Annotated in this window: 10 protein-coding genes; 6 read left to right on the top strand and 4 right to left on the bottom strand. The window is 66.7% G+C overall.

The features are described from left to right. The first annotated feature begins 122 nt into the window (after positions 1-122). Entirely contained in the window at positions 123-1,586 is a 1,464-nt protein-coding gene (gene rpsA, locus VMT40_RS35130) for a 30S ribosomal protein S1 (protein WP_326364028.1), read from the top strand. A gap of 94 nt (positions 1,587-1,680) precedes the next feature. After that, the gene (locus VMT40_RS35125) at positions 1,681-2,313 is read left to right on the top strand and encodes a TetR/AcrR family transcriptional regulator (protein ID WP_326363853.1); all 633 of its coding nucleotides are present in this window, start codon (positions 1,681-1,683) and stop codon (positions 2,311-2,313) included. On the opposite strand, the gene VMT40_RS35120 is transcribed toward VMT40_RS35125, so the two are convergent. Beyond that, a complete protein-coding gene (locus VMT40_RS35120; protein ID WP_326363851.1) occupies positions 2,259-4,535 on the bottom strand; it encodes an MMPL family transporter in 2,277 nt (758 codons plus the stop codon). The two genes, VMT40_RS35125 and VMT40_RS35120, sit on opposite strands and share 55 nt — an antisense overlap. A 233-nt stretch (positions 4,536-4,768) precedes the next feature. On the opposite strand from VMT40_RS35120, the gene VMT40_RS35115 reads away from it, so the two are divergent. After that, the gene (locus VMT40_RS35115) at positions 4,769-6,298 is read left to right on the top strand and encodes a phospholipase C (RefSeq protein ID WP_326363849.1); all 1,530 of its coding nucleotides are present in this window, start codon (positions 4,769-4,771) and stop codon (positions 6,296-6,298) included. 69 nt (positions 6,299-6,367) lie between these two features. Here VMT40_RS35115 and VMT40_RS35110 read toward each other — a convergent pair whose 3' ends face one another. After that, positions 6,368-6,586 carry a hypothetical protein gene (locus VMT40_RS35110; RefSeq protein WP_326313473.1) on the bottom strand — a complete coding sequence of 73 codons (219 nt, stop codon included), beginning with the start codon at positions 6,584-6,586 and terminating at the stop codon, positions 6,368-6,370. Positions 6,587-6,876: 290 nt separating this feature from the next. Here VMT40_RS35110 and coaE point away from each other — a divergent pair, with 290 nt between their 5' ends. After that, a complete protein-coding gene (gene coaE / locus VMT40_RS35105) occupies positions 6,877-8,073 on the top strand; it encodes a dephospho-CoA kinase (protein ID WP_326363848.1) in 1,197 nt (398 codons plus the stop codon). Between the two features lie 72 nt (positions 8,074-8,145). Here the strand turns inward: coaE and VMT40_RS35100 are convergent, their stop codons facing one another. Continuing rightward, the gene (locus VMT40_RS35100) at positions 8,146-8,670 is read right to left on the bottom strand and encodes a DUF402 domain-containing protein (protein ID WP_326363847.1); all 525 of its coding nucleotides are present in this window, start codon (positions 8,668-8,670) and stop codon (positions 8,146-8,148) included. Positions 8,671-8,877: 207 nt separating this feature from the next. Between VMT40_RS35100 and VMT40_RS35095 the strand changes: the two genes are divergently transcribed. After that, the gene (locus tag VMT40_RS35095; protein WP_326363845.1) at positions 8,878-9,333 is read left to right on the top strand and encodes a hypothetical protein; all 456 of its coding nucleotides are present in this window, start codon (positions 8,878-8,880) and stop codon (positions 9,331-9,333) included. Between the two features lie 84 nt (positions 9,334-9,417). On the opposite strand, the gene VMT40_RS35090 is transcribed toward VMT40_RS35095, so the two are convergent. Continuing rightward, a complete protein-coding gene (locus VMT40_RS35090) occupies positions 9,418-9,843 on the bottom strand; it encodes a DUF402 domain-containing protein (protein ID WP_326363843.1) in 426 nt (141 codons plus the stop codon). A 527-nt stretch (positions 9,844-10,370) separates the two neighbouring features. Here VMT40_RS35090 and uvrB point away from each other — a divergent pair. Next, positions 10,371-12,536, top strand: coding sequence for an excinuclease ABC subunit UvrB (gene uvrB, locus VMT40_RS35085; RefSeq protein ID WP_326363840.1), 2,166 nt, complete (start codon positions 10,371-10,373; stop codon positions 12,534-12,536). Positions 12,537-12,539: the final 3 nt, after the last annotated feature.

Here is a 12,539-nt window from a genome sequence, read left to right as displayed (position 1 = left end):
GCGTCGCAGCGGTGTGCTGTGCATGTCCCGCCAACGTTAGTTCCAACAGCTGTGTGTTCGCAGCAATACCGAAAGTCCACATGTCCACTACCGACCACAATCCGTCCGGAGCCTCCCAACACATGCCCACCACCGTCACCTCGCCGCAGGTAGCCGTCAACGACATCGGCTCTGCCGAGGACTTCCTCGCCGCCATCGACAAGACCATCAAGTACTTCAACGACGGCGACATCGTCGAAGGAACGATCGTCAAGGTCGATCGTGACGAGGTCCTTCTCGACATCGGTTACAAGACCGAAGGCGTGATCCCGTCTCGCGAACTGTCCATCAAGCACGATGTCGACCCGGCCGAGGTCGTTTCCGTGGGCGATGAGGTCGAGGCCCTCGTTCTCACCAAGGAGGACAAGGAAGGCCGCCTGATCCTGTCGAAGAAGCGTGCTCAGTACGAGCGGGCTTGGGGCACGATCGAGGAGCTCAAGGAGCGTGACGAGGCCGTCAAGGGCACCGTCATCGAGGTCGTCAAGGGCGGCCTGATCCTGGACATCGGTCTGCGCGGCTTCCTCCCGGCTTCGCTGGTCGAGATGCGCCGCGTGCGCGACCTCCAGCCGTACGTCGGCAAGGAGATCGAGGCCAAGATCATCGAGCTCGACAAGAACCGCAACAACGTGGTGCTGTCCCGTCGCGCCTGGCTGGAGCAGACCCAGTCCGAGGTGCGCAGCGAGTTCCTGCACCAGCTGCAGAAGGGCCAGGTCCGCAAGGGCGTCGTGTCCTCCATCGTCAACTTCGGTGCCTTCGTGGACCTGGGTGGCGTCGACGGTCTGGTGCACGTCTCCGAGCTGTCCTGGAAGCACATCGACCACCCGTCCGAGGTTGTCGAGGTCGGCAACGAGGTCACCGTCGAGGTTCTCGACGTCGATCTGGACCGCGAGCGTGTCTCCCTGTCGCTCAAGGCGACCCAGGAAGACCCGTGGCGTCAGTTCGCCCGCACCCACGCGATCGGCCAGATCGTGCCGGGTAAGGTCACCAAGCTGGTTCCGTTCGGTGCGTTCGTGCGCGTCGAAGAGGGCATCGAGGGCCTGGTGCACATCTCCGAGCTGGCCGAGCGCCACGTCGAGGTCCCGGACCAGGTTGTGGCCGTCGGCGACGACGCCATGGTCAAGGTCATCGACATCGACCTCGAGCGTCGCCGGATCTCGCTGTCGCTGAAGCAGGCCAACGAGGACTACACCGCCGAGTTCGACCCGTCGAAGTACGGCATGGCCGACAGCTACGACGACCAGGGCAACTACATCTTCCCCGAGGGCTTCGACTCCGAGACCAACGAATGGCTCGAGGGCTTCGAGAAGCAGCGTGAGGAGTGGGAGACCCGGTACGCCGAGGCCGAGCGTCGCCACAAGATGCACACCGCTCAGATGGAGAAGATGGCCGCCGACGCCGCCGCCGAGGCCGCCAACGGTGGACCGTCGAACTACTCCTCGGAGACCGGTTCGCAGGCCGCCGCCGCCTCCGAGGCTCCGGCCGGTGGTTCGCTGGCGTCCGACGCCCAGCTGGCCGCGCTGCGCGAGAAGCTGTCGGGCAACGCGTAATTGCTTTCCCTGACGGGATAGCCAAAGAAAATCCCCCCGGGTCCTGCATGGACCCGGGGGGATTTTCTATGGCGTGGGTATTCTCGGCACTGAGATGTCCAAGTCCACCATCGTGCCCAGGCCCTCGCTCTGGGAACTTCGCAAGGTCGAGGCGATGAGCCGCATCCAGCGGGTCGCGCTGGATCTCTTCGACGAGCACGGCTATCGCGAGGTGACCGTCGAGCGGGTGGCGAACGCCGCGGGCGTGTCGCCGAGTTCGATCTACCGGTACTTCGGGACCAAGGAGATGCTGGTCCTCTACGACGAGACCGATCCGCAGTCGCTGGACGTGATTCGAACGGTCGGTGCCGGGCAGACGCGCGATTTCACCGAACTGTTGGAGATCGCTCGGCCGTTGGTTCCCGTCGTGCTCGACGAGATCGTGACGGACGAGGTCGAATATCGGACGCGGGTGCGGTTGGGGTACGTGCGGTCGATTCCGGAGGTCAAGGCGCGCCAGACCGAGCAGTGGCGTGCATTGGAGAACGAGTTCCGCCTCGCGTTCGCCGAATTGACCGGTCGTGACGGCAACGACCTCCAGTTGCGGATGGCCGCCGCGATCTCCATCTGGACCTGTATGGCCGGGTTGGACCATTGGGAGGGAACGGGTTTCGCCGCCCGGCTGCGCGACGTCTACGCCGAGGTGGTGGAGACCGTGGTGACCGCACTGGAGGCCGTCTTCCGCTGACGGCCGAGCCTGGGCCACCGACGGCCGAGGGTGGGCAGCCACCAGTTCCAGCGGCCGAACAGCCGCATGAACGCCGGGACCAGGATCAGCCGCACGATCACCGCGTCGATGGCGATCGCGATGGCCAGCGCGAAGCCGATCTCCTTCAGCTCCAGGACATCCGCGCTCACGAAGCTGGCGAACACCGCGACCATGATGGCCGCCGCGGCGGTGATGGGCCGGGCCGTGCGCTGCAGGCCCTCGGCGACGGCGGCCGCGTTGTCGTGGGTGCGGTCCCACGCCTCCTTCATTCGGCGGATGAGGAAAACCTCGTAGTCCATGGACAATCCGAACAGCACCGCGAACACCAGCATGGGCAGGAACACCTGCAGGAAGCCGGAACTGCGGAAGCCCAGCGCCGCCGCGCCCACGCCGTGCTGGAAGACCAGCACCGTGATCCCCAGGGCCGCACCGGTGGCCAGCAGGTTCAGCGCAATCGCCTTGAGCGCCAGGATGATCGAGCGGAACGCCACGATCAGGAACAGCAGGGAGGCCGACAGCACCAGCGCGATGACCCAGGGGAAGCCGCGGGTGATCACACCCGACACATCGTGGAAGGTGGCGGGGATCCCGCCGACCAGCACCTCGGCCGAGTCGATCGCGCTTGCGCGGGAACGGATGTCGGCGCTGAGGTCGCCCGCCGCGGTCGAGTCGAAGGCGTCCTTGGGTACGACGGTGACCAGCGAGCGGCCGTCGGCCTGCTGCGGGAGCACGGCGGCCACCCGTGGGTCGCGGGCCAGATCCGAGGTCAGGCGCAGCACGTCGGTGCGGCCGTCGGCGGTCAGCGCGGTGTCGCCGGACCCGGAGGCCACCACCTGAATCGGGGACAGCAGCCCGGGCCCGAAGTCGTCGCGCACCAACCGCGTCGCGTGCCCGGTGGGTCGATCGCCCAGCGAATCCAGGCCCATGTCGATGCCGTAGCGAATGCCGGTGATCGGCAGCGCCGCCAGCACCAGCACCGCGATGCCGAGCGCGCCGAACACCACGGGCCGACCCATGACCAGATGCGCCCAGCGCGCCCACGCGGTCGAGGCCGTGGTCGAGCGGGTCTCGGCCGGGCGCAGTCGTGCGGGCAGCGCGCCCCGGTTGACGGCCGGGCCGAGCGCGGCCAGCAGCGCGGGCAGGAGGGTGAAGGCCGCGGTCAGGGTGCCGATCACCGCGGTCACCACACCCAGCGCCACGCCATTGAGCATGGGCAGTCCGACCACGATCAGCGAGCACAGCGAAATCATGACGATGAGTCCCGAGGCCAGGACGGTCCGTCCGGCGGTGTCCAGCGCCACCCCGACGGCCTCCTGAATCTGCCTGCGGTCCTTGCGATCCCGGACGCCACGGCGGGTCAGCTCCTCATTGAAGCGGCTCACGATGAACATGGCGTAGTCGATGGCGGTACCGGTGCCGATCATGGTCGCCACCGAGAGCACCAGCGAGTCGAAGGTCAGGAAGCTCGCCAGTCCGAACAGAGCGCCGATCGCCAGTGCGATTCCGGCCGCGGTCACCGAGATCGGCAGGGTCGCCGCGACGATCGCGCCCAGGGCGAGGACCAACACCCCGGCGGCGATCGGCAGGCCGATGGCCTCGCCGCGGGTCAGGTCCGCGGTCTCCATGCGCAGAATCTCGCCCTCGACCGGCGAGTATCCGGCCAGATCGGCCCGGACCTCGGCGTCGGAGGCGGCGGCCAGGGCGGTCTGCAGCCGGGTGGCCACGTCGACGCGCTCGGCCATGGTGCCGTTGAGGCCGACGATGGCGAGCGTGGTGTGCCGGTCGGCGGAGATCTGATGCTTGGGATCGCCGTCGAAGGGCCCGACCGCACCCGCAACACCGGGCACCGCGCGCGCCGCGCCGAGCACTCGCTCCAGAGCGGCCCGGAATCGCGCATCGTCCGCGACGAGGCCGTCCGCGTGCAGCACGATCAGATCCTGCTCCGCACCCAGCTGCGAGAAGTGTTGTGCGACACGGCGATCCGCCTCGGCGGAGCTGGTTCCGGGCGCGTTGTAGTCGGGCGCGCCCAGTTTCGCGTGCAGGGCCGGATAGGCCGCACCGCACACCACGACCAGCAGCAACCAGATGCCGATGACCAGACGGCGGTGCCGGGCCATGAGTTCACCCCAGCGTCCGGTGCGGCCGGGTCCGGGCGTGGCGGCGGGAGGTCGGGGCGGGTCGGCGACGGCCGGAGTGGACATACTGTCTCCCACGATCAATACCTGAAAGTCACTCTCAGATATGGCTGCCAGGGTAGGCCGACCGGCCGTTGAGGTGCAAGTCACTGTCAGAAATCCACGACTGGACCCACTACGGTTACGAATGGTTCGCTAGGCCGTCATCATTCGAAGGTTGGATGCGAACTGGACACGCGACCGGATAGGTTCGTCGCGTTCACTTCGTTTCACTCGTAGCGGGAAGGCCTCACCGGAGCATGGGCGTGTTCGCCGGAATCAATAGACGAGATTTTCTGGCGAAGGCCATGGCCGCGGGCGGTGCGGCCTCGCTCGCCTCGCTGGCGAACCCGATCATCGAGCGGGCCTACGCCGCGGATCCGGCGGGCATGGGCGGACTCGGCGATATCGAGCACTTCGTCCTGCTCATGCAGGAGAACCGGTCCTTCGACCACTACTTCGGAACCATGTCCGGCGTGCGCGGATTCGACGATCCGTCCCCGGCCTGGAACCAGTACGGCTACGCGCCCGGCGTCGGGCCCACCCCGGACGGGTTCATCAACCCCTTCCGCCTCGACACCACGCGCGGCGCGACCCTCGACGGTGAGTGCATCAACGACCCGGATCACGGCTGGGTCGGCATGCACAAGGCGTGGAACGGCGGCAAGAACGACGGCTGGATGCCGATGTCCATTGCCGCGGTCGGAGCCGGAAACGGTCCTGCCGCAATGGGTTACTACACCAAGGACGACATCCCGGTGCACTGGGATCTCGCCAATGCCTTCACCCTCTGCGACAACTACCACTGTTCGGTGCTCGGCCCGACCGACCCCAACCGGCTGTACTGGATGTCGGCCACGATCGATCCGGACGGACTCAATGGCGGCCCGCTGCTCGAGACGCCCACGCTGATTCCGCAGAACGCGTACAGCTGGCGCACCATGCCGGAGAACCTCTCCGACGCCGGAGTCAGCTGGAAGATCTACAACAACCGCGATGTCGGCCCGCTGTCCTCGGTGATCCTGGACGGCATGCTGGGCTGCTTCAAGCAGGCCGCCGACCCGAATTCCGAACTGGCCCGGCGCGGTAAGGCCCCGGCGTACCCGTCGGACTTCGCCGCCGATGTGGCCGCCAATCAGTTGCCCGCGGTGTCCTGGGTCATCCCCTCGCTGCTGAACTGTGAACATCCGGCGCTGCCACCGGCTTTCGGCGCGGTCGGCATCATGCAGGTGCTCGACATCCTGACCTCGAATCCGGCGGTGTGGGAGAAGACCGCGCTGATCATCAGCTACGACGAGAACGGTGGCTTCTTCGACCACGTCACCCCGCCGACCGCGCCCCCGGGCATGCCGGGGGAGTACATCACCGTGCCGACGGCCGCGAAGTTCGAGGGCATCAGCGGCCCGATCGGGCTGGGCTATCGCGTGCCGTGCCTGGTGATCTCGCCCTACAGCCGCGGCGGTCTGGTCGCGTCGGAGACCTTCGACCACACCTCGCAGCTGCGTCTGCTGGAGACGCGTTTCGGCGTGGACGTGCCGAATCTGACGGCGTGGCGGCGCGGCGTGACCGGCGATATGACCTCGGCCTTCGACTTCGCGTCGAGCCCGGACGCGTCCAAGCCCGCGTTCGCCCCGGCGGATCGGAAGGTCAATGACGCGCTGGCGCAGTGCGGTCCGAATGTCGCCCTCGGTACCGCGAACGTCGGTACGCCCTACCCGGTGCCGCCGAACTCCATGCCGCGGCAGGATCCGGGGACGCGGCGGCGGCCCAGCGGTCTGGTGCGGTCGTAGGGTATTACGCGTACACAACCGGTGGCTCGGTCCGAAAGGGCCGGGCCACTGTGCGTTTCGGGGAGGAAGTCAGCCGACGGTGGCTGGAATCCAGCGCCGCACCACGACGGGTTCGGAGGAGCGCTTGCGCATGGCCGCGAAGCTGTGTCGGGCCGGACTTAGTAGCGCGGTGAGCCAGGATCGCCGGTATTCCGCGAGAGCGGCTGCGACGGCGGGGATCTCGAGACAATGCACGGTGCCCGCCAGGCCCAGACGGTGGCGACCCGTCTGGAGTTTGTTGGTACCCACTGATATTCCTTCTCTTGCGTGTTACCGGCCCACTATCGCCTGCGGCGAACCTTAGCCGAACAAAAGTGGGACTTACCGAATTTTGCGCGACATTCACCCCGGCGTGTCGGAATCTTGCCGACGATCGGTCCGGATTCGCCGAAAAAGTTGCGAAACGGTCTCGTCGGTATCACGGAATGGGCAAGGACTGTCCTTGCAGGTGAAACCGCGGCCCCGGAGTGGGTAATCGGAATTGATGCCCTGACCGGCCTGACTGTCGTGCCGATCGGCCCGGGTGCGAGACTGGGCGAATGTTGCGTATCGGTCTCACCGGAGGCATGGGCGCGGGCAAGTCCACCGTGGCCCGCATTCTCACCGACCTCGGTGCCGTCCTCGTCGACAGCGATGCCATTGCCCGCGAGGTCGTCGCGCCCGGGACCGAGGGCCTCGCCGCGCTCGTCGCGGCCTTCGGCGACGACATCCTCACCGCCGACGGCAGCCTGGACCGACCGGCCCTCGCGGCCAAGGCCTTCGCCACCGACGAGGCCCGCGCCACCCTCAACGCCATCACCCACCCACTGGTCGGCAAACGCACCGCCGAACTCATCGCCAACGCGCCCGCGGACGCCATTGTGGTGCAGGACATTCCGCTGCTCGTGGAGAACGGGCTCGCGCCGCTGATGAACCTGGTGGTCATCGTCGATGCCGCCGAGGAGACCCGATTGCGGCGACTGGTCGAGTTCCGGGGCGTCGACGAGGCCGACGCGCGTGCCCGCATCGCCGCACAGGCCACCGACGCGCAGCGACGCGCGGTCGCCGACGTCCTGCTCGACAACAATGGTGAGAGCGGCGCGATCGATGGTGAGGTCCACCGGCTGTGGGATGAGCGACTGATCCCGTTCGAACAGAATCTGCGTACCGGGGTCGTCGCACGCGCGGAAGGCCCACTGCGGCTGGTGGATCCGAATCCGGAGTGGCCCGCGCAGGCGCAGCGGCTGATCGCGCGACTGGCCCTGGCATGCGGGGCCGACGCGCTGCGCATCGACCACATCGGCTCGACCGCGGTGCCTGACCTGCCCGCCAAGGACATCATCGACCTCCAAATCAGCGTGGCGAGCCTGGAAGTGGCGGACGCGCTGCGGGACCGGCTGGCGGGCGCGGGTTTTCCGCGCGTCGAGCACATTGTCGGCGACAACCCGAAACCGACCGCGGCCGATCCTGCCGGGGCTGACGCCGCAGCGTGGGCCAAGCGTCTACATGGCAACGCCGATCCGGGCCGGTTGGCGAACATCCATGTGCGTGTGGCGGATTCGCCGGGGCAGAGGTTCGCGCTGGCCTTCCGGGACTGGCTGCGCACGGACTCCGAGGCCCGCGCCGAATACCTCGAGATCAAGCGTGCGGGTGAGGCGAAGGCCGCGGGGCTGACCGGCTCCGCCGCCATCGACGCCTACCTCGCGGTGAAAGAGCCGTGGTTCGACGCGGCCTTCGCGCGGCTGGCGGTGGACTGAGCCCGGTTCACGCTCACGCGGCGAGTCGTACTCACGGTCAATGCTGGGGTCCGCACCCGTGCTGGGCGCGGCTCACATCCACGTCAGGGTGATGCCCTGGGAGGCCAGCCAGGCCTCGAAACTGTGGCCGTGGGCGGCGATTCCGTCGATGGTGGAGGTCGCGGACTCGATGGCCTGCTGGGCTTCGGCGAGGGTCAGGTAACCGGCGGCGTGGGCGGCGAGTAGCTCGTCCACGTCGAGTAACTCGACCTCGCGGCCCTGGCGCACCACCAGGTCCAGGTAGTGGTCGACCGACTTCCATTGCTTGGGGCCGATCTGCTCGAATTCGCCGATGTCGATGTAATAGTCCTGATCGCGCAGGTGTGCCGGGGTGAAGTGGAAGACGGTCGCGCGCAGCGACACCGTTGGCAGCAGCCAGGATTCGATGTAGTGGAACTCGGGATGGTCGGAGGTGCGGGCCATGTACAGTCCCCACGGCTCGACCTGGTACCGCTCCACCTGCCGCACGAAACCCTTGGGGTCGATATTGGTGAGCTCGTCGATATTGAAGTACTCCACCTTGGGTCGGTGCAGGTCCACCGCGGGTGCCCGAGTCATGTCATTCAGCATCGCGTGTCGGGCGGCGGTCGTCCAGGGGAGCGGATGTTGCGTCGCCCATAGATTGCTGAATCCGGTGCCGACCGGGGTGAATTTTCCCGAAACCAGATCTGAAGCGATGTTGTTTCGCTAATGTTCGGCTGCGCTGTTGTTTCGCGCACGACCCGTCACGCCTGGGCGGGCGTCTCGATCTAGGGAAGTAACTGCATGAGCGAACGCAATGCCCGCGCCCGCCGGGTGGGCCTGGGAGTGACCTCCTTCGGCGCGCTGGCCGGGACCCTCATCCTCGCCGCGCCGCAGGCCGCCGCCTGGCCGACCGATCTGACGGTCTCCGGCGGTAACAGCCACAATGTCGGCTGCTCCTACACGCTGACCGCGTCGCTGTCGGTCGATGTGCTGCTCCCGGTGAGCTTCTACGACAACGGCACCGAGATCTCCGGTAGCCCGGTCTCGCATCTGCTGCGGAGCTCGGCCAGCCTCAACTGGACGCCCAGCACCACCGGCGCCCACACGCTGACCGCCACCCAGGATCTGATCTCCAAGTCGATTACCGTGCAGGTCGATCCGGCCAGCAGCTTCGGCAGCTTCGGCTGCGGTCCGAGCGGGATCCTGAACGGCGGATCCGGCATTCTCAACAATCTGCTGCCGAGCATTTCCGGCTAGTCGGAGGACGGAAAAACTCGATCGAGCCCGCCCGGTCCGTTCGTGGACCGGGCGGTGTCGTCTCTACAGCCAGCGGTGTCGTCGCTACAGCCAGGTGAGCGTGATGCCCTGGCGGGCCAGCCAGCGATCGACATCGTGATCGCATCCGGCGATGCCGTCGACCACGGCGGCGGCCCGCTCGATGGCCTTGTGGGTCTGCGCGGTGTCGAAATAGCCTGCGGCGTGGGCGGTCAGCAGATCGTCGATGCCGACCAATTCGGGCACCTGGCCGGGGCGGGCCACCACGTGCAGGTAGTGTCCCTCGGCGCGCCACTTCTTGGCCTCGCACGGGCCGTACTCGCCGATGTCGAGGTAGTAGGTCTGGGCGCGGTCGTGGCCGGGGCGCAGGTGGTAGACCGTGGCGCGCAGGGCGAGGTCGGGCAGCAGCCAGGACTCGATGTAGTGGTAGCGCGGATTGTCCACGGTCCGTTCGACATACAGACCGAACGGTTCGGCGTGGATTCGCTCCACGGGATGCAGAAACCCGCGATAATCGGTCCACGAGAGATCCGCGAGATTGAAAAATTCTAGTCTTGGGCGATGCGGGGACACCGGTGCAGTGTTGCCGATCGTGCCGTTGGGCCGTGTGCCATTGGTGGAATTCCGCTGTGGCATATGCAGACCGGTCATCGCCCTGCCTCTTCTCGAATCGTGCGACCAGCGAGCCCAGAGTACACCCGGACGCGGGTATTCAAACCGTCGTGAACGGACTGAGATCTACGCGACACCGTGTCGGTGGGCGATGGTGAAAACCGTTGGGGTGGGGCAAAATTCGGACATTAGAAGCCCTTTACCGAATTGAGTGCGAGACTAGAGACTTTCGCATGGCGAACGGACTGCGGCGGCGGGTGAGGGCCGGGAGCCGTGATCGGGCGACGCCGGAGCGACCGCTGTGCGGCTCGGCCCACCCGCGCTGCCAACCTCGGGGCTCGGTCCCGCTGCCAACCTGGGGGCTCGGTCCCGAGGAACTTGTCGGTGGGTGGTCCTAGGCTGGGGACATGGCTTTCGCAACCGAAATCCCGGACGACCTGCCCCTGGCGCACTCCGAGCACCGGCCCATCGGTGAGATCGAGCGTGTCGAGGGTCGGTTCCAGGTGGTCAGCGAGCACCAACCGGCCGGTGACCAGCCCGCGGCCATCGACGAGCTGGAGCGGCGGATCCGGGCGGGGGAGAAGGACGTGGTGCTGCTGGGTGCCACGGGTACCGGTAAGTCCGCGACCACGGCGTGGTTGATCGAGCGGTTGCAGCGGCCGACCCTGGTCATGGCCCCGAACAAGACGCTCGCCGCGCAGCTGGCCAACGAGTTGCGCGAGATGCTGCCCAACAACGCGGTCGAGTACTTCGTCTCGTACTACGACTACTACCAACCCGAGGCGTACATCGCCCAGACCGACACCTACATCGAGAAGGACAGCTCGATCAACGACGATGTGGAGCGGCTGCGGCACTCCGCGACCTCGAGCCTGCTCTCGCGGCGGGATGTGGTGGTGGTCGCGTCCGTCTCGTGCATCTACGGCCTCGGCACGCCGCAGTCGTATCTGGATCGGTCGGTGTCGCTTCAGGTCGGCGAGGAGATCGACCGGGATCGGCTGCTGCGGTTGCTGGTCGACGTGCAGTACACGCGCAATGACATGTCGTTCACCCGCGGGTCTTTCCGGGTGCGCGGCGACACCGTCGAAATCATTCCCTCCTATGAGGAATTGGCGGTGCGCATCGAATTCTTCGGTGACGAGGTCGAGGCGCTGTATTACCTGCACCCGCTGACCGGTGATGTGGTGCGGCAGGTGGATATGGTCCGCATTTTCCCGGCGACGCATTATGTGGCGGGCCCCGAGCGAATGGAACGCGCGGTCCGCGATATCGAGGCCGAACTCGAGGAGCGCCTGGCGGATTTGGAGAAGCAGGGCAAACTGCTGGAGGCGCAACGGCTTCGGATGCGCACGAATTACGACCTGGAGATGATCAAGCAGGTCGGATTCTGCTCGGGCATCGAGAATTACTCGCGGCATATCGACGGGCGTCCGGCCGGGTCCGCGCCCGCGACGCTACTGGATTACTTCCCCGAGGATTTCCTGCTCGTCATCGACGAATCGCATGTGACCGTGCCGCAGATCGGCGGCATGTACGAGGGCGATATGTCGCGAAAGCGGAATCTGGTGGAATACGGCTTCCGGCTGCCCTCGGCGGTGGACAACCGGCCGCTCACCTGGGAGGAGTTCGCCGACCGGATCGGGCAGGCGGTGTACCTGTCGGCCACGCCCGGCCCGTACGAATTGGGCCAGACCGGAGGCGAATTCGTCGAGCAGGTCATTCGGCCCACCGGCCTGGTGGATCCGCACGTGGTGGTCAAGCCGACCAAGGGTCAGATCGACGATCTGGTGCACGAGATCAATGTGCGCACCGAACGCGACGAGCGCGTGCTGGTCACCACGCTGACCAAGAAGATGGCCGAGGATCTCACCGACTATCTGCTGGGTCTCGGTGTGCGCGTGCGCTATCTGCACTCGGAGATCGACACGCTACGCCGCGTGGAGTTGCTGCGGCAGTTGCGCTTGGGTGAGTACGACGTCCTGGTCGGCATCAACCTGCTGCGCGAGGGCCTCGACCTGCCCGAGGTATCGCTGGTCGCGATTCTGGACGCCGACAAGGAGGGCTTCCTGCGCTCGGCCACCAGTCTCATCCAGACCATCGGCCGCGCGGCGCGCAATGTCTCCGGTGAGGTCCACATGTACGCGGACAAGATCACCGATTCCATGCGCCAGGCCATCGACGAGACCGAGCGCCGCCGCGCCAAGCAGGTGGCCTACAACGAGGAACGCGGCATCGACCCGAAGCCGTTGCGCAAGAAGATCGCCGACATCCTCGACCAGGTCTACCGCGAGGCCGAGGAGACCGAGGTCGAGGTCGGCGGCTCCGGCCGCAACGCCAGCCGCGGCCGCCGCGCCCAGGGCGAACCCGGCCGCGCCGTGAGCGCGGGCGTCTACGAGGGCCGCGACGTCAAGAACATGCCCCGCGCCGAACTGGCCGACCTCATCAAGGACATGACCGACCAAATGATGAACGCGGCTCGCGAACTCCAATTCGAACTGGCGGGCCGCCTCCGCGACGAAATCGCCGACCTCAAAAAGGAACTACGCGGCATGGATGCCGCCGGACTCTCGTGAATG

Source organism: Nocardia sp. CDC160, assembly GCF_035818795.1.
In the GTDB taxonomy this organism is placed as follows: domain Bacteria; phylum Actinomycetota; class Actinomycetes; order Mycobacteriales; family Mycobacteriaceae; genus Nocardia.
Note: the sequence above shows the minus strand (reverse complement) of the source record. Positions and strands in the feature narration are given on the sequence as shown.

Excerpts from the sequence above, each read along its gene's own strand:
- VMT40_RS35095 (WP_326363845.1), top strand. The coding sequence starts at position 8,878 with ATGAGCGAACGCAATGCCCGCGCCCGCCGGGTGGGCCTGGGAGTGACC.
- VMT40_RS35115 (WP_326363849.1), top strand. The coding sequence starts at position 4,769 with ATGGGCGTGTTCGCCGGAATCAATAGACGAGATTTTCTGGCGAAGGCC.
- VMT40_RS35100 (WP_326363847.1), bottom strand. The coding sequence starts at position 8,670 with ATGACTCGGGCACCCGCGGTGGACCTGCACCGACCCAAGGTGGAGTAC.
- VMT40_RS35120 (WP_326363851.1), bottom strand. The coding sequence starts at position 4,535 with ATGTCCACTCCGGCCGTCGCCGACCCGCCCCGACCTCCCGCCGCCACG.
- rpsA (WP_326364028.1), top strand. The coding sequence starts at position 123 with ATGCCCACCACCGTCACCTCGCCGCAGGTAGCCGTCAACGACATCGGC.
- VMT40_RS35125 (WP_326363853.1), top strand. The coding sequence starts at position 1,681 with ATGTCCAAGTCCACCATCGTGCCCAGGCCCTCGCTCTGGGAACTTCGC.
- coaE (WP_326363848.1), top strand. The coding sequence starts at position 6,877 with ATGTTGCGTATCGGTCTCACCGGAGGCATGGGCGCGGGCAAGTCCACC.
- uvrB (WP_326363840.1), top strand. The coding sequence starts at position 10,371 with ATGGCTTTCGCAACCGAAATCCCGGACGACCTGCCCCTGGCGCACTCC.